Source organism: Aquimarina sp. BL5 (assembly GCF_003443675.1).
In the GTDB taxonomy this organism is placed as follows: Bacteria; Bacteroidota; Bacteroidia; order Flavobacteriales; family Flavobacteriaceae; genus Aquimarina.
This window is the reverse complement of the sequence record NZ_CP031963.1, coordinates 3,720,474-3,738,564: the sequence shown is the minus strand read 5'-3', so window position 1 is coordinate 3,738,564 and position 18,091 is coordinate 3,720,474. Positions and strand designations below refer to the sequence as shown.

The following is an 18,091-nucleotide window of genomic DNA, read 5'->3' as shown; positions in this document are numbered from 1 at the left end:
TATTAAGACGGTATAACTATCCTTATTAATAAAAATTGTTTACAGCTAGTTAAAAGTATAAACATTTAACGGTGTTACACAATAATCAAGACGAATATCGGTTGGTAAAACTTCTTTAATTTCTTTTTCCGGAGAAAAAAAGGAAAGCCCAATTTTAAGAGTGTCCGGATTACACTTAGCTAAGAACTTATCATAAAAACCTTTACCATAACCTATACGATTTCCTTTTTCATCAAAAGCCAACAGTGGAATAAAGACTACTTGGGTTTTATCTTCAGGAATTGGAATGCCATCAGTGGGTTCAGGAATACCCCAAGAATTCACCTTAAGAATAGTCCCATCGGTTAGCAATATATGTTCTAAGGTGTTGTTTTCGAAATTACTTTTAGATACCACTATATTTTTATCTTTCCCTTGAAGAATATGGAGTATAAATTCTGTATTAATTTCTCTTTTGTTTTGGATCGATAAAAAAACGTGATAAAAAGATTGCTCCCAGATTGACATCTTCAGTAAATTATTTGCAATATCCATGCTTAAATCATCAATCTCATCTTCACTAAGTTTGGATCTCAGTTCTTTATATTTTTTTCTTAGGTCTTTTTTATTCAAATTTTTCATCTCCTAAAACTGTTGTAATATGAAAAATTGCATCCCCTTTATAAACTATTGGTGCTTCATTGACATTTATGATATACCCATCATTATTAGCTTTTACCACGTGTCTCATTTTTCCATAGGGATCAGTAATTGTAGCTAAATGTTCACCTTTCTCGACAAGCTTCCCGTACGGGATTTTTACATGCAGTAATCCACTATACTTAGCACGCAACCAAGAACTTTTTTTTATAAATATTGTTTCTGCTTTGATTTCTGGGATTGCAAAGGAAGGGTTCAACATATCTAAATGGTTTAGTACCCTCATTGTACCATGAACACCTTCTCTGGCTATATCTCTATTACTGTTTTGTGATTTCCCTCCTTCAAATAATAAAATATTGATTCCTTTCTTAGCACAAGTAGCGCGATAAGAACCATCCAAATTCTTAGAAAACATTGTGAATGGAGCGTTAAATATCTTTGCAAATTCCAATAACTTTTCATTCTTGCCATCCACGCGAATATGCGGCGCATTAAATCTACTAGCTCCTCCTGTATGAAAATCCAAACAAAAATCTGCTACTGGTAGAATTTCGTTAACGAACTGATATGCAAAACGACTAGCTAACGAACCACTTTTCGTTCCTGGAAATACCCTATTTAAATCTCTACCATCTGGAAAAGACCTATTCATACTTAAAAAACCAAATACATTAAGAACAGGAATACAAATAATAGTTCCTTTTGCAGGTCTGTTAATTTTTTTAGCTATGATCTGACGAACCACTTCTACTCCATTAATTTCATCTCCGTGAATTCCCGCAGTAATCAATACTGTTGGCCCTGATTTTTTTGATCGCTCAATAATAATAGGAATTTCTACTTTTGTAGAAGTATATAGATTCGCAATATTAAAATTGATTGTTTTACTAGTCCCAAGTGGAATCTCTTCTCCAAGAATTCTTAGTAAATCTTTCTCTTTTTCTCTTATCATATAATTTTATACACTTCTTTCGATATATCGAATAATAGTCTTTGCTATATCTTTTCCGGTTGCTGTTTGAATTCCTTCCAAACCGGGAGATGAATTCACTTCTAAAATAAGGGGTCCTCTTTCACTTTGTAGCATATCTACTCCAGCAACTCCTAACTTTAGAGACTTTGCAGCCTTTATCGCAGCATTCTCTTCCTCATCAGATAATTCAATAATTTGCGCACTACCGCCTCTATGTAAATTCGACCGGAACTCACCTTCTTTTCCTTGTCTTTTCATTGCTCCAACAACCTGACCATCCACGACCAACACCCTAATATCTGCCCCTTTTGCCTCTTTTATGTATTCCTGAACAATTACTCTGGCTTGTAATCCATTAAAAGCCTCTAAAACAGATTCTGCAGCAGTCTTTGTTTCTGCTAAAACCACACCTAATCCTTGCGTTCCTTCTAGTAATTTTATGATAAGTGGAGCGCCTCCCACGTGAGAAATCACTTCAGAAACATCCTTAGAATAATTCGTGAATACAGTTTTTGGCAATCCTAATCCTGCCTTAGAAAGAATCTGAAGACTTCTTAACTTATCCCTAGAATTTACCAATGCTTGTGATTGAACTGTAGTAAAAACGTTCATCATCTCAAACTGTCTTACGACGGCTGTACCATAAAATGTAATCGAAGATCCTATCCTAGGAATTACTGCATCTACATGATCCAATTTTTTCCCTTTGTAATAGATTTCTGGTTTTTTCTTTTCAATAATAATATCGCAGTTTAATGGGTCTATCACTTGCACATTATGATTACGTTTTACTGCAGCTTGTACTAATGCGTTTGTAGAATATAAACTCGCACTGCGAGATAGTATTTTTATGTTCATTAGGATTTTAAATTATAAGACTGATCTTCTAACTGAGGGTCTACCAAAAATTTTCCGCTTAGAAATTTACGACCAATCAATACAGGAAAACGCATATCATCACGAGAAGACAATGTTAATGTTATAGAATGAGTTTTATTAAAAAGTGTGATTTTTGTTCTAATAGCGTACCTAACCTCTACTTTTCCATTACTACTTTTAACCGCAGTAATATCATAGTTTTTAAACGTAAATTTTTTACCATTATATTCGGGATGGGTAGGGTCAAGAAATCGGCATTCCAAAACCTGACCTACCTCCTTTATTTCTTTACAATGTATTGAAGAAGTATACGCTCCCGTATCGACTTTTGCATCAATACCATGTAAATCCAAAAGTGAGAAATCCACCTTGTCAGTCCTACCAATTATTTTTTTTTGATCTTTCAAAAAAATATCTTTAAAAATATAACTACTAAAGTAATAAAAAACCAGATGCATTCTGTACTATAATACTTTTTAATAGTTAAATTCATTTTCTGTTTTTAACATAATATTCAAGTCAAGTGTATTTAATAATTCCCGTAAAGCACTAAATTTACACTTAGATTATGCAGAAACCTTCATTAGATATACAGCTTAAAATATTACCAACAGGTCCAGGAGTCTATCAATATTATGATAAAGACGACAAGCTCCTGTATGTAGGTAAAGCCAAAAACCTTAAAAAAAGAGTTACTTCTTATTTTACCAAAAGTCACGATAATTATAAGACGAAAGTATTGGTTAAAAAAATCAGTACGATAAAGCATATTGTCGTAGAAACTGAAACAGATGCATTACTCTTAGAAAATAATCTTATAAAGAAGCATCAACCTCGTTTTAACGTAATGCTTAAGGATGATAAAACATATCCCTGGATTTGCATAAAAAAAGAACGTTTCCCGAGAGTTTTTCCTACTAGAAATCTTATAAAGGATGGTTCAGAATACTTTGGGCCTTATACAAATTTTAAAACAGTAAATACCCTTTTAGATCTTATCAAAGGCCTATACCAATTAAGAACCTGCAATTATGATTTATCACAACAAAAAATCGAAAGTGGAAAATATAAGGTGTGTCTAGAGTATCATTTGGGTAATTGCAAAGGTGGATGTGAAGGATATCAAGAAGAAGAAGAATATCGTCAAAACATAGAAGCAATTCGCCAAATAGTAAAAGGTAATTTTAGAGATTCTCTTAATAGATTCCGAAAACAAATGGCAGATCATGCCGAAAAAATGGAGTTTGAAGATGCACAACGAATAAAAGAAAAAATCGAAGTTCTCGAGAAATATCAGGCTAAATCTACTGTTGTTAATCCTAAAATCAGTAATGTAGATGTTTTCTCAATAATTTCAGATGAATCTTACGGTTATGTAAATTTTCTTCAGCTTTCTTACGGTGCCATTATACGATCACACACCACAGAAATTAAAAAGAAACTCGAAGAAACAGATAAGGAATTATTAGAACTGGCAATCATAGAACTACGACAACGATTCGGTTCTCGATCCAAAGAAATATTTGTTCCAATTAAGGTGGATGTTGGTGAAGACCTAAAAATTACAATTCCACAACTAGGAGATAAAAAGAAAATCGTAGACTTATCGTTACGAAACGCAAAATACTTCCGTCAGGAACGATTTAAGCAAATTAAAATTGTTGACCCTGATAGGCATGTAAAGAGGTTAATGGCTCAGATGAAAAAAGACCTGAGATTACCTGAAGAACCAATACACATAGAGTGTTTTGATAACTCTAACATACAAGGAACGAATCCAGTGGCTGCTTGTGTAGTCTTTAAAAATGGTAAACCAAGTAAAAAAGAATATAGAAAATTCAACATTAAAACTGTACAAGGGGCAAACGATTTTGCATCTATGGAAGAAGTTGTATATCGCAGATACAAACGATTATTAGATGAAGAACAACCACTACCACAATTGGTAATTGTAGATGGAGGAAAAGGTCAACTTTCTTCTGGGTTAAAAGCTTTAGACGACCTTAATTTAAGAGGAAAAATAACTATTATTGGAATAGCAAAAAGACTGGAAGAAATCTATTATCCCGGAGATTCAATACCTTTATATTTAGATAAAAAATCAGAATCACTAAAAATAATACAACATCTTAGAAACGAAGCGCATCGTTTTGGTATTACATTTCATAGGCAAAAAAGAAGTAAGGCCGCACTAGATACAGAACTGGATACAATTCCTGGGATAGGGGAAAAAACAGTTGTAGAATTATTGAAACATTTTAGGTCTGTAAAAAGAATTAGTAAAGCAACCAAAAAAGAACTTGCGGAAGTAGTTGGAGATTCGCGCGCAACCAAAGTGTATAATTACTATCTTTCTAAAAAAGAATAAATTTCTCATGCAATCTACCTCAAATAAAGTTCTAAATATACTGTTAGTAGTGGTAGTTCTTTTTGCATCCAAAACCATATTCTCTCAAGATAAAGATATCCTTGAAATTCATGATAATCCGGAAGACGAAGATGTGAAAGTTGGGTTAGTTTTAAGCGGTGGTGGAGCTAAAGGATTGGCGCATATTGGCGCTCTAAAAATTATTGAAGAAGCTGGAATTAGAATAGATTACATTGGTGGAACGAGTATGGGAGCAATTATAGGCTCGTTATATGCATCAGGATATACTGCTAAAGAGTTAGACTCGATTTTCAGAGCTGTGGATTTTAATGTACTCATACAGGATGATTTACCAAGAAAAGCTAAAACTTTTTATGAACGCGAGGATTCTGAAAAATATGCACTTACACTTCCTTTCGACGATTTCAAAATAGGACTCCCAAAAGGGCTATCAAAAGGACAGAATTTTTTTAATGAATTTGCGCGATTAACCTCTCACGTTCATGAAGTTAATGATTTTAGTAAGCTTCCTATTCCTTTTTTCTGCATGTCTACCAATATAGCTACCGGCGAACAAATCTTATTGGATAAAGGATACTTACCTGAAGCTGTCTCGGCTAGTGGCGCATTACCTTCTATATTCAGTCCAATAGAATTAGATGGTATTCTAATGACTGATGGAGGTGTTGCTAACAATTACCCAATAGAGGAAATTCGTAAAAAAGGAGCCGAAATCGTAATCGGAATTGATGTGCAAGACAGTTTGATACCAAGAGACCAATTAAATTCTGTAACTAATATCATGTTACAGATAAGTAATTTCAGGACGATTAAAGCCATGAAAACCAAAATGCCTGAAACCGATGTCTACATAAAACCATCTATTTCAGAATTTTCATTAATATCTTTTGATCAGGCCGATAAAATTATTGCCAATGGAGAAAAAGCGGCATTCGCTAATTATGAAAAATTAAGAGCAATAAAAAGGCGTCAAAAAACTTCGAAATCACTCGCTAAAGTTCCTAAAAACTCTGATACACTTCTTATCAATAGCTTGGTTATTTCTGGAAATCAAAGATATACAAGATCCTATATCAAAGGAAAATTAAAGCTAAAACTAAATAACCCAAAAACCACTACCTATAAAAAGCTCTATGAAGGAATTAATAATCTATCTGCCACAGGTAATTTTGATAGAGCAAGTCATCGATTAATAGATAAAGGTTCTGAAAAAGAACTGGTTCTTAACGTTAAAGAATCAGAAAACACTATGTTATTGCGTTTAGCTCTTCATTATGATGATTTATACAAAACCGCTGCATTGATAAACTTCACTAAAAAAAGTTTACTCTTCAATAACGATGTCCTTTCGTTCGATGTAGCATTAGGAGATAATATCAGATACAATTTAGACTATTATATAGACAAAGGTTTTTACTGGAGTATTGGTTTAAAAAATAGTCTCAATCGTTTCAATAGAAACGTACAATATGAGCTGGTCAGAGAAGATTTTAGTTTACCCGATATAGAAGTTAATAAGATTAATCTGGATTATTTAGATTTCAAAACTCAGTTCTATTTAGAAACTTTATTGAATCAAACTTTTTCTTTAGGTCTTGGAGCTGAATATAGGAGATTCCGGCTTATTTCTGAAACTATTGGAGAAGATGAAGATCAATTACCTAGAGTTGTTTTTGATAATAGTAATTACTGGAGCGCTTTTTCATATTTAAAATTTGACAGCTACGATAATAAATATTTCCCATCTTCAGGATTTTTCTTTGATGGAAATGTTAATTACTATTTATTTGACGATAACCCAAACAGCGAAAACAGCAATTTTGTTATTGCAAAGGCTGATTTTGGCTATGCTTTTAACGTTTTTGATAAAACTTCAGTGAACCTAGGGTTAAGTGCAGGTAACAGATGGGAGGAACAAAATATAAGAAGTCTTAATTTTTTTGTTGGTGGTTTTGGCGCAAAAATGATCAATAACAACATTCCCTTTTACGGGTACGATTTTTTAAGTATTGTAGGAAATAGTTTTGCAAAAGCAGCTATTACTTTAGACTACGAAATATTTCCAAAAAATCACATCAATCTAGCAGCAAATTATGCTAATGTGGGAAACAGGTTATTTGAAAATGGCGGATGGCTAGAATCTCCAGAATATTCTGGATATGCGCTTGGATATGGTTTAGAAACCTTTGCCGGACCTGTACAAGTAAAATATTCATATTCTCCCGAACAAAAGGAAGGAGAATGGTTTTTTAGCGTTGGTTTCTGGTTTTAAAAAGTTTTACTATCAAAAAGATCGAAATATTTACGATATTTGTATTATTATGAGCTTGTACTGGCAGGATTTATTATTGCTACTACACTACCTTATCAAACGAAATCCGGAATAAGGTAGGGGTTTACTATTTCATTACTTTTTTTTAAAAACTAATAGTTAACACCATAATCTTTAAAAATCATGCCTTTTTATCATTCTTTAGGTAAAATACCTCCTAAGCGTCATACGATATTCAGAAAACCTGACGGAAATCTGTATTATGAACAATTATTCGGAACCATTGGTTTTGATGGGATGTCTACTAATTCATATCACAACCACCGTCCTACTCAAGTAAAAGAAATTAAAGGAAGTTACAGTGTAGCTCCAGAAATTGCAATTAATAACAATATTAAATCCTACCGTCTTCACGGTTTTAAAGTAAAGCCAGAAAATGACTATTTGCAGAGTAGAAAAAATGTACTAACCAATAGTGATGTAAGTATTATTTTGTCTGCTCCTCAGGAATCTACTTCAGAGTATTTTTATAAAAATACAGATGCGGATGAATTAATTTTTATACATCGCGGAAGTGGTAAATTTAGAAGTCACTTAGGAAATTTGGATTTTAAATATGGAGACTATATTTTAATACCGAGAGGTACTATCTATAAATTAGATTTTGATACGATAGATAATCGTTTATTTATTGTAGAATCCAGAAGACCTATTTATACGCCGAAAAGATACAGAAACTGGTTTGGACAATTGCTGGAACATTCACCTTTTTGTGAGCGAGATCTAAGAGCTCCTTACGAATTAGAATGCAATGATGAAAAAGGAGATTTCTTAATCAAAGTAAAAAAGCAAGACGAGATCTTTGATATGATCTATGCCACCCATCCTTTTGATGTAGTAGGTTATGATGGATACAGCTTTCCGTATGCATTCTCAATTCACGATTTTGAACCAATTACTGGTAGAATACATCAGCCACCTCCGGTACATCAAACTTTTGAAACAGATGCGTTTGTAGTTTGTTCATTTGTCCCAAGACTATACGATTATCATCCTGATAGTATTCCTGCTCCTTACAATCATAGTAATATCGATAGTGATGAAGTTCTGTATTATGTAGATGGTGATTTTATGAGTAGAAATGATATTGACGCTGGTCATATCTCTCTGCATCCAGCTGGTATTCCTCATGGACCTCATCCAGGTGCTGTAGAAAGAAGTATTGGCAAGACCAAAACAGATGAGCTAGCGGTAATGGTGGACACTTTTAAACCACTTATGGTGACCAAAGAAGCTATGAAAATAGCGGATGAAGAGTATCATAAATCTTGGTTAGAATAGTCGATAAGAAAATATGATAATGGGAAAATGAGAAGGTTCTTGATCTTGGTTTTAAAAAAACTAATGTATGACTTTTAATGAAAAATATAAAGACAATGTAATTCTTATAAAAAGCTTTGAGTTTGCAATCAAAATTGTAGAATATTCTGAAGAATTGGAGTCTTTTAGGAAATATGTTCTGGCGAATCAATTACTTAAATCAGGAACTTCTATTGGTGCTAATATTAAAGAAGCGCAAAATGCTGAAAGTAAAAAAGACTTTATTCACAAAATGAAGATTGCTATAAAAGAAGCTGATGAAACAGAATATTGGTTGTTTATATGTGATGCCATAAAGAATTATCCTGAATGTAAATCGTTGCTATTTGAATTGGAGTCAATTATAAAAATTTTAAATAAAATTATAAGTTCTTCTGTTAAATCACTAAATAAATAGAGAAATGTTAAATTTTAGAACAGATATAACTTCTCATCTTAGAGCTATGTGGTAAGTGTGTTTTATTTCAGAAAATCATTTTTTTTGAAATAAAATAAATCCATCATCCAATTTTCACATTCACTAATTATCAAATTATACTATTATGTCAACAAATATATCCTCTCAGAATTTAGAAAAAATAATTCCTGAAGCTGAAGATTTCTTACCTCTTTTAGGAACGGACTTTGTAGAATTATATGTCGGTAACGCAAAACAAGCTGCATACTACTATCAAACAGCTTGGGGGTTTCAACCAATTGCATATGCCGGATTAGAAACAGGTCTTAAGGATCGAGTTTCTTATGTCTTACGACAGGACAAAATTACTTTAGTACTCACATCTCCCTTACAACCGGATGGAGACATTAACAAACATATTAATGCACATGGTGATGGTGTAAAAGTTGTTGCGCTTTGGGTAGATGATGCTACAAAAAGTTATGAAGAAACAACCAAGCGTGGTGCAGAATCCTATATGAAACCAATTACAAAAGAAGATAAAGATGGTAAAGTAGTTTTTTCTGGGATACATACCTATGGAGAAACTGTTCATGTATTTGTAGAGAGAAAAAATTATCACGGAGCATTCTTACCAGGTTACATGCCTTGGAACAAATCCTACAAAACAGAGTATAATGGGCTTAAATATATAGATCACATGGTAGGAAATGTTGGCTGGAATGAAATGAATAAATGGTGTGAATTTTATGCTAAAGTTATGGGGTTTGCACAACTGGTATCCTTTGATGACAAAGATATTTCTACAGAATATACCGCATTAATGAGTAAGGTAATGAGTAACGGAAATGGTAGAATAAAATTTCCTATAAATGAACCGGCTGAAGGAAGAAAAAAATCTCAAATCGAAGAATATATTGATTTTTATAATGGAGCAGGTGTTCAACATATGGCTCTAGCTACAGATAATATTATAGAAACGGTTACAGCACTTGATAATCGTGGAGTAGAATTTCTAACCGTACCTGCCAGTTACTATGAAACTGTTTTAGATAGAGTTGGAGAAATTGATGAAGATCTCGAACCATTAAAGGAGCTTGGAATTCTTATTGACCGTGATGATGAGGGTTATCTTTTACAAATTTTCACCAAACCTATTTTAGACCGTCCGACCATGTTTTTCGAAATAATACAAAGAAAAGGCGCACAATCTTTTGGGAAAGGTAATTTTAAAGCTCTTTTTGAAGCGATAGAAAGAGAGCAAGAACAAAGAGGAACTTTATAGCATAAATAGCCTTGAAAAATTAAAGCAACATATGTTAATAAATTGAGATTATTGAAAAATTATTCGTTTCTGCCTAAATTTTTGTTAAATATCATAATAAAAAAACGTTTTCGTTTGATAATTATGCAAAAAAAGCGGATGTTTGTATTATAAGCGGAGTGGTTACTGCTTATACCAAAAACAATAATTATTCTCATAATTTAAGTTTTTAGTTGGTTAATAAAAGTAAAAGAGAGCTGTGGTGGCTCTCTTTTTTTATTACTTTTTTTAAAATTTAGTAATACCACCGACTTTTATCTGTTTATATTATATAGTATTTTTGGAATGGATATTGTAAATATTACTAATCATAGTGTTTACGTTAAACAAAACAACACCCAAAACAGTTATGAAAAGATATCTTCTTTTATTGTTAATCTTTATTACAACAACCTCTATTGCTCAAGACATTCATAGCTCTTTTGAAAATGGAGAATGGTTTAAGTTCAAAATTCGTTATGGAATTTTTACCGCTAGTTATGCCACGTTAGAGGTTAAGAATGAAACACTAAATGGAATGCCGGTACATCATATTGTAGGTACAGGAAAATCTTCAGGAGTTCTTAGTATGTTTTTTAAGGTAGAAGATTATTATGAAACATATGTAGATAAAACCGAAGTCAAACCTTATCGTTTTATTCGTAAGATTAATGAAGGAGGGCACACAAAAGATATTGAGATTAATTTTGATCATGAAAACAAAAGAGCTCAAGTATTCAATAAAAAGTATAACAAAAAAGAAACATTTACTATCAAGGATAACATCCAGGATATGATGTCTTCATTTTATTATTTAAGAAATAATATTGATGTATCTTCGCTAAAAGAGGGGGACGAGCAATTAGTCAATATGTTTTTTGACAATGAAAACTACTTATTTAAACTACGTTTTTTAGGAAGAGAAACAGTTAAAATGAATGGTAACAAAATACGTTGTTTAAAATTTCGCCCGATAGTGCAAGCAGAAAGAGTATTTAAGGAAGAGGAAAGTTTAACAGTTTGGGTAAGTGATGATGATAATCGAATGCCGATTAGAATAAAAGCTGATATTCTTGTTGGATCTATTAATGCAGATTTAATAGCCTATAAAGGACTTAAACACCCTCTTAAAATTGTAATTGATTAATGGACGAATCCATAAAGCCTGAGATTGCTGAAAAAATTAGGCAACTCGAGAAAAAGTTCAAAAATTCTGGTCAGGATCTAGGATCCTATTTAGATGGCCTACTGCACGACCGATACCTTACTTATTGGGATTATATTCATCTAGACACCTTACTTAGTTTACAAATCCCAAGAACACATTTCCCTGATGAGGAAATTTTTATTATGTATCATCAGATCACCGAGCTTTACTTTAAGTTAATTATTCACGAGCTAAAACAGATCATTGATGATAAATTACAAACCGCAGAATTCTTTACAAAAAAGCTAGACCGAATCAATAGATACTTTAGAGTACTAATAGACTCGTTTGATGTTATGATCAAAGGAATGGATAAAGAGCAGTTTCTAAAATACAGAATGTCTTTATTACCAGCCAGTGGATTTCAATCAGTACAATTTAGGATGATAGAAATATATGCTACTCCTTTAGTTAATCTGGTAAACAGTAAAGAAAGAAGTCAATTCTCTGAAGAAGATCCACTGGAAGAAGTATACGAACACTTATACTGGAAGTCCGGTGCAACGGATATCAAGACTGGAGAAAAAACATTAACACTAAAACAATTCGAATATAGGTATACACCTAGAATGATGCGTATTGCACATCAGGTAAAACAGAGTACTATTTATCATAGATATCTGGAACTTCCAGAAAAAGAACAAAATAATGTGCAGCTTATTAATGCATTACGTACTTTTGACACCAATGTAAATATTAATTGGTTATTAATGCATATGGGTGCCGCCTACAGGTATCTCAATAGAGATAAAGGTCAAGTATTGGCTACAGGAGGAACCAACTGGAAAAAGTTTTTACCCCCTAGTTTTCAAAGGATTATATTTTTTCCTGATCTTTGGAGCGCAGAAGAAAAAGAAAATTGGGGACAACAATGGGTTACCCATCAATTTAATACCACAAAATAGAGTCAGTTGAAGAATTTAGGTTACATACTACTTTTAGCAGTAGTATTGATTTCATGTCAGCAAGAAAAAAAAGAAGTAGAAGTTGTTCTTCCTAAGGTAATTGAAAAAATAAAAGAGCCACCTGTTGTTAAAGAGTTTGGATTCAATCTTAACAACTTCAAAGTAGTTAGAGACACTGTCCGCCCAGGTGATAGTTTTGGAGCTATATTAGATAGTCACGGTATTTCTAGAGCTAAAGTTTTTGAAATTTCTAACAAAATTAAAGATACCTTTAATGTTGCCAGAATTATGGCAGGAAAAGCATATGCTGTTCTTAAATCTAAAGACACTACAGAGCAGGCGCAAGTTTTTGTATATCAAAATGGACTTATTGACTACACTGTTGTAGATTTTAGAGATAGTATTATTGCCAGAAAAAGTGCAAAACCAGTAAAAATAGTAGAAAGAATAGCTTCTGGAACTATAGAGAGCAATCTATCCCAGACCTTTGATGATATGGATCTTAGTTTTCTTGTTGCTTATAAAATGGCAGACATTTATGCCTGGACCATAGACTTCACAAGACTTCAAGCTGGAGATCAATTTAAAGTTATTTATACAGAGAAGTATATAAACGACACCATACCTGCAGGAATTGGTGAAATCAAAGCTTCGTATTTTGAACATCGAAGCAAACCAATATATGCCTTTAAATTCGAAGATGATACCATTAATGGGACATCAGATTATTTTGATCAGGAAGCAAACAATTTACGTAGAGCTTTTCTTAGAGCACCTGTTCAGTTTAGTAGAATTTCTTCCAGATATAATCTTAAGCGGAGAATACGATATTACGGAAACAAAATAAGACCGCATCGCGGAACAGACTTTGCCGCTCCAGTTGGGACTCCGATACTTGCAACCGCAGATGGTACAGTTACCAAGTCAGAACGCAAAGGAGGAAACGGAAAATATGTAAAAATCCGACATAATGCTACCTATGACACTCAATACCTTCATATGAGCAGACGTGCTGTAAAAGTAGGAGAATACGTAAGACAAGGAGATGTTATTGGTTATATCGGAATGACAGGGAATACCAGTGGACCACATGTATGTTACCGTTTCTGGAAAAATGGTAAGGAAGTAGATCCTTTCAGAGAAGATTTACCTGCCTCAAAGCCTCTAAATGATAGTTTACGACCTGCCTATTTTAAACATATTGAACCAATGAAAACAAAATTAGACAGTATTATATTCAAACCGAAACAAGAAATTTTATAACCACATGGCATTACCAACTATTAACCCTACCACCACAAAAGCTTGGGAAGCTTTACAAAACCATTTTGAGAATATAAAAGACTCCCATTTAAAAGATCTTTTTGCTCAATCTCCAAATCGAGCTGAAATATTCTCTATCGATTGGAACGATTTTTATGTGGATTATTCTAAAAATCGAATTGATGAAACAACAAAAAAACTTTTAATAGACCTTGCTAAAGAAGTACAGCTTGATAAAGCAATACAAAACTATTTTGGAGGAGAAATCATAAACGAAACAGAAGAAAGAGCAGTACTTCATACAGCCCTTAGAACTCCGTCTAGTAACACTGTTAATGTAGATGGAAAAAATGTAGTCTCTGAAGTATCTGCTGTAAAAAATAAAATAGAAACCTTCTGTAACAAGGTCATTAATGGGGAATTAAAAGGATACACCAATAAACCATTCACAGATATTGTAAATATTGGTATTGGTGGTTCTGATCTTGGACCTGCTATGATCACGGAATCTTTAGAACATTATAAAAACCATCTAAAAGTACATTTTATATCTAATGTAGATGGTGACCACGTACATCAAAACTTAAAAAATCTTGATCCTGAAACCACCTTATTTGTAGTAGTTTCTAAGACTTTCTCTACACAAGAAACATTATCCAATGCCACTACTGCCAGAAGTTGGTTTACAAAACAAGCTTCTCTAGAGGCAGTGAGCAAACATTTTGTTGCTGTATCAAGCAACATCTCTAATGTGACCAAATTCGGCATTGATTCATCTAATATTTTCCCGTTATGGGATTGGGTCGGAGGCCGTTTTTCACTTTGGAGCGCGGTAGGATTATCGATCAGTTTATCTGTAGGGTACAAAAACTTTGAATCCCTATTAGAAGGCGCACATGAAATGGATGAACATTTTAGAACTGCCAATTTTGAAGAAAATATACCTGTTGTTTTAGGAATGCTTAGTGTATGGTATAACAATTTCTTTGGTGCAGAAAGTGAAGCCATCATTCCATACTCTCAATACCTTCATAGATTACCAGCATATCTGCAGCAAGGCATTATGGAAAGTAATGGTAAAAGTGTAGATCGTAACGGAAATCCCATTGACTACCAAACAGGAACTATTATCTGGGGAGAACCAGGAACTAATGCTCAGCATGCATTCTTTCAGTTAATTCATCAAGGCACAAAACTTATTCCTGCGGAATTCATAGGTTTTAAACATTCCTTATTTGGAGATAAAGATCATCAGGATAAATTAATGGCCAATTTCTTTGCACAAACCGAAGCTTTAATGAATGGAAAAACTGAAACTGAAGTGCTGGAAGAGTTGAAATCAAAAAATCTTCCTGAAGACAAACTAAAACAGTTGGTACCTTTCAAAATCTTTACGGGTAATAAACCAACCACCACCTTACTTATTAACAAATTAACTCCTAAAAGCTTAGGAGCATTGGTATCCATGTATGAGCAACGAATTTTTGTTCAAGGAATCATCTGGAATATATTTAGCTATGATCAATGGGGTGTAGAATTAGGTAAGCAATTAGCTACAAAAATTTTAAATGAAATCGATAATTCGCAGATTTCTGATCATGATTCGTCTACAAAAACACTGTTAAAAAAATATTTGAGTTAGATTTTTTTTGGTTAATAACTTTTGAATATTTTCAATTTGTTATAAATCAATTAAATACAAAATTGAGTTACCTTAAAACCGTTAAAATTTTATGTAAAAATTTTAACATTAAGATAAACTTAGATTGCGTAAAGATTCGTTTTTTTGCGCCAAACAATTAACTCAATTATTATAATGAAAAAAATTACATTTTTATTTATTGTAATTCTTTTGGCAACGGTCTCAGGAACGTTTGCACAAGGAACAGTAACGGGAACAGTATATGATGCTGAATCGAATGCTCCACTTCCTGGAGCAAATATTTTGGAAGTAAGAACTAATAATGGAACCTCATCTGACTTTGATGGAAAGTTCTCATTAAAAGTTACTAATCAAAAAGGAATGGTTAACGTTTCTTACGTTGGTTTTGGATCAAAAAATATTCCATATGACGTAACTAATGGAGATGTTGATTTAGGAATTATTACACTAGCATTAGACAATTCTTTAGAAGAGATTGTAATTGTGGGTACGGGAGTAGTAGATTTAGCAGAGGATAGAAGCACACCTATAGCGGTATCCACTATTAAAGCTGATGAAATCCAGGCTAAAGCTGCAGGTAATGTAGAATTACCAGAAATATTAAAAAGCACACCTTCAGTATTTGTATCTAACCAAACAGGATTTGGTGACGGAGCATTATTCGTAAGAGGATTTGATGACACTAACACTGCTATCCTTTTAAATGGACAACCTATCAACTCTCAAGAAGATGGACGTGTATTCTGGTCGAACTGGGCAGGTCTTTCGGATGTTGCGACTGCAGTACAAATCCAAAGAGGTTTAGGATCTTCAAAATTAGCTATTTCTTCAGTAGGTGGTACTGTTAACATTGTTATGAAAGCTGCTGATAGATCTAAAGGTGGTTATGCCAGATTCTTAGGAGGTAATGATAGCTATGCTAAAGGAACTTTAGCATATGATACAGGAATGAACGAAAAAGGATGGGCATTTTCTGTACTAGTAGATTATTGGAGAGCACATAGAAAATGGGCTGAAGGTACATATGGACAAGGACAAAATTACTATTTTGCTGTAGGTTATAAGCCAAATGACGACCATGCTTTTAACTTCTTAGTTACTGGTGCTCCACAATCACACGGTCAAAGATGGTCACAATCTCAGGAGATTATAGATGCAAATCCTAGGTATAATCAACATTGGGGTTACTCTGGAGATTTAGATCTAAATGCAAACGGAGGTAATGGACAATTCACTTCCGATATAGATTCTGAAAGAGCAAATTATTATCACAAACCAGTTGCTAACCTAAACTGGGATTGGACACTTAGTGAAAAATCACAATTATCTTCTGTTTTATATGCATCTTGGGGACGCGGTGGATCCGTAGGTCCTAGAGGAGCTAGAGCTCAGAGAACTGAAGATCCTGATGGAGATGGACCACTAAGTGGACAAATAGATTTTTATAACACCGAACAAGAAAACCTTGCTATTGCAGGTGGAATTGGTGGTGGTAGAACAGGATATGTAAGAAGAAATTCAGTAAATAATCACCAATGGTATGGTTTAATCTCCAACTTTAATACAGATCTTACGGAGACATTGTCTTGGAATGTTGGAGTAGATTTTAGATTGTACCGAGGTGATCACTTCAGACAAATTACTGATTTTCATGGACTTCAAGGCTGGTCGGATGATCGTCCTGATGGTGGTATAGTAACAGAATCCTATGATTCTAATCCTTGGGCAGCATTATTTAGTTTTGCCGACGAGGATCAGAGAATTGACTATGATTATTCAGAGAATATTAATTATCAAGGAGTATTCTCTCAGATTGAATATGCAGGTGATAAATTTAGCGCATTTTTTCAGGGAGCGGTTTCTAACCAATCGTTTCAAAGAGATGGTAGATTTGAAAGTACTGAGGGAGCAAGTGGAAAATCTGATAAATTGAATAAGATCGGATACAATTTAAAAGGAGGACTTGGGTATACGATAGAAAACATGCATACACTATATATGAATGCAGGGTTCTATTCAAGGCAACCATTTTTAGACAATATTTTTAACAATATTAGAACCTCCAACGAATTAATTCAGCCTGAGGTTGATAACGAAGATATTACTGGTGTTGAATTTGGATATCGATTTAGAGCAGGAAGGTTTAACATAGATTTTAATGCTTATTATACCAACTGGGATAATAGGACAATTGTTTCCTTTGGTAGACTTGATCGTAATCCTGTCCCTACTCCAGATGATGACTCTGATGATGCTTTTATAAACATTTACGATAGAGGAATTAATCAAATTCACGCAGGTGCTGAGGCAGAGTTTAGATATAAAGCAACTGATTGGTTAAATTTTAAGGGTTATATTTCTGGAGGTTCTTGGAGATTTAATGGAACTACTAATAAACAGATTATTGACGATGATACCCAAGAAGTGATATCTTCTGAGGATGACTTGGATCTAAGCGGTGTAAAGGTTATTACTGCTCCACAGTTTACCACTGGTTTAGGTGTTAATGCCAAAATTTATAAAGGCTTATCTGTAGACGGTAATATAAATTATTATGCACAACAATATGTCGACGATCCAGAATCGAGAGGATTACAAACAAGAAATATTGGTACAATCAAAGCATATTCCTTAACAGATCTTGGATTAACGTATGATTTCAAATTCGATACTCAAAGTTTAGTGTTTAGAGCAAATGTTTACAATGTATTCGACGAAGTAAGAAAGCAAGCAACCGATGATTTTGGTTTCTTCTTTACCAATGGTACTACATTTAATGCATCCGTACGTTATAACTTCTAATACATCAATAGATATT

14 protein-coding genes are annotated in these 18,091 nt (G+C 33.4%); 10 read left to right on the top strand and 4 right to left on the bottom strand.

Going from position 1 to position 18,091, the window contains the following annotated elements:
* Positions 1-45: 45 nt before the first annotated feature.
* The 4 genes from D1818_RS15545 to D1818_RS15530 are packed head-to-tail and all read right to left on the bottom strand — an operon-like array spanning position 46 to position 2,901.
* Positions 46-612, bottom strand: a complete 567-nt coding sequence (locus D1818_RS15545; protein WP_118463811.1) for a 5-formyltetrahydrofolate cyclo-ligase — start codon at positions 610-612, stop codon at positions 46-48.
* Positions 605-1,594: a succinylglutamate desuccinylase/aspartoacylase family protein gene (locus D1818_RS15540; protein WP_118459898.1), complete on the bottom strand. Its 990-nt coding sequence runs from the start codon at positions 1,592-1,594 to the stop codon at positions 605-607. Before D1818_RS15540 ends, D1818_RS15545 begins: the two co-directional genes overlap by 8 nt.
* Before the next feature lie 6 nt (positions 1,595-1,600).
* Complete coding sequence (gene rimK / locus D1818_RS15535; protein ID WP_118459897.1) at positions 1,601-2,473, bottom strand: 30S ribosomal protein S6--L-glutamate ligase; 873 nt, start codon at positions 2,471-2,473, stop codon at positions 1,601-1,603.
* On the bottom strand, positions 2,473-2,901 hold the full coding sequence (locus D1818_RS15530) for a RimK/LysX family protein (RefSeq protein WP_233558530.1): 429 nt from the start codon (positions 2,899-2,901) through the stop codon (positions 2,473-2,475). The genes rimK and D1818_RS15530 overlap by 1 nt, the downstream gene beginning before the upstream one ends.
* Positions 2,902-3,062: 161 nt before the next feature.
* Here D1818_RS15530 and uvrC point away from each other — a divergent pair, with 161 nt between their 5' ends.
* The 10 genes from uvrC to D1818_RS15480 all read left to right on the top strand — a co-directional run bounded on the left by uvrC (position 3,063) and on the right by D1818_RS15480 (position 18,075).
* Complete coding sequence (gene uvrC / locus D1818_RS15525; RefSeq protein WP_118459895.1) at positions 3,063-4,862, top strand: excinuclease ABC subunit UvrC; 1,800 nt, start codon at positions 3,063-3,065, stop codon at positions 4,860-4,862.
* A 7-nt stretch (positions 4,863-4,869) separates the two neighbouring features.
* Positions 4,870-7,155, top strand: a complete 2,286-nt coding sequence (locus tag D1818_RS15520) for a patatin-like phospholipase family protein (protein ID WP_118459894.1) — start codon at positions 4,870-4,872, stop codon at positions 7,153-7,155.
* A 183-nt stretch (positions 7,156-7,338) separates the two neighbouring features.
* Positions 7,339-8,496 (top strand): homogentisate 1,2-dioxygenase, encoded by a 1,158-nt coding sequence (locus D1818_RS15515; protein ID WP_118459893.1) that lies wholly within the window; start codon positions 7,339-7,341, stop codon positions 8,494-8,496.
* 67 nt (positions 8,497-8,563) lie between these two features.
* A complete protein-coding gene (locus D1818_RS15510; protein WP_118459892.1) occupies positions 8,564-8,932 on the top strand; it encodes a four helix bundle protein in 369 nt (122 codons plus the stop codon).
* Between the two features lie 145 nt (positions 8,933-9,077).
* Positions 9,078-10,217 carry a 4-hydroxyphenylpyruvate dioxygenase gene (hppD, locus tag D1818_RS15505; RefSeq protein WP_118459891.1) on the top strand — a complete coding sequence of 380 codons (1,140 nt, stop codon included), beginning with the start codon at positions 9,078-9,080 and terminating at the stop codon, positions 10,215-10,217.
* Positions 10,218-10,605: 388 nt separating this feature from the next.
* Positions 10,606-11,382 carry a DUF3108 domain-containing protein gene (locus D1818_RS15500; protein WP_118459890.1) on the top strand — a complete coding sequence of 259 codons (777 nt, stop codon included), beginning with the start codon at positions 10,606-10,608 and terminating at the stop codon, positions 11,380-11,382.
* Positions 11,382-12,347 (top strand): tryptophan 2,3-dioxygenase family protein, encoded by a 966-nt coding sequence (locus tag D1818_RS15495; RefSeq protein WP_118459889.1) that lies wholly within the window; start codon positions 11,382-11,384, stop codon positions 12,345-12,347. Before D1818_RS15500 ends, D1818_RS15495 begins: the two co-directional genes overlap by 1 nt.
* A gap of 6 nt (positions 12,348-12,353) precedes the next feature.
* The gene (locus tag D1818_RS15490; protein WP_233558495.1) at positions 12,354-13,610 is read left to right on the top strand and encodes a peptidoglycan DD-metalloendopeptidase family protein; all 1,257 of its coding nucleotides are present in this window, start codon (positions 12,354-12,356) and stop codon (positions 13,608-13,610) included.
* Positions 13,611-13,614: 4 nt separating this feature from the next.
* A complete protein-coding gene (gene pgi / locus D1818_RS15485) occupies positions 13,615-15,252 on the top strand; it encodes a glucose-6-phosphate isomerase (RefSeq protein ID WP_118459888.1) in 1,638 nt (545 codons plus the stop codon).
* Between the two features lie 174 nt (positions 15,253-15,426).
* The gene (locus D1818_RS15480; RefSeq protein ID WP_118459887.1) at positions 15,427-18,075 is read left to right on the top strand and encodes a TonB-dependent receptor; all 2,649 of its coding nucleotides are present in this window, start codon (positions 15,427-15,429) and stop codon (positions 18,073-18,075) included.
* The last annotated feature ends 16 nt before the right edge of the window (positions 18,076-18,091 follow it).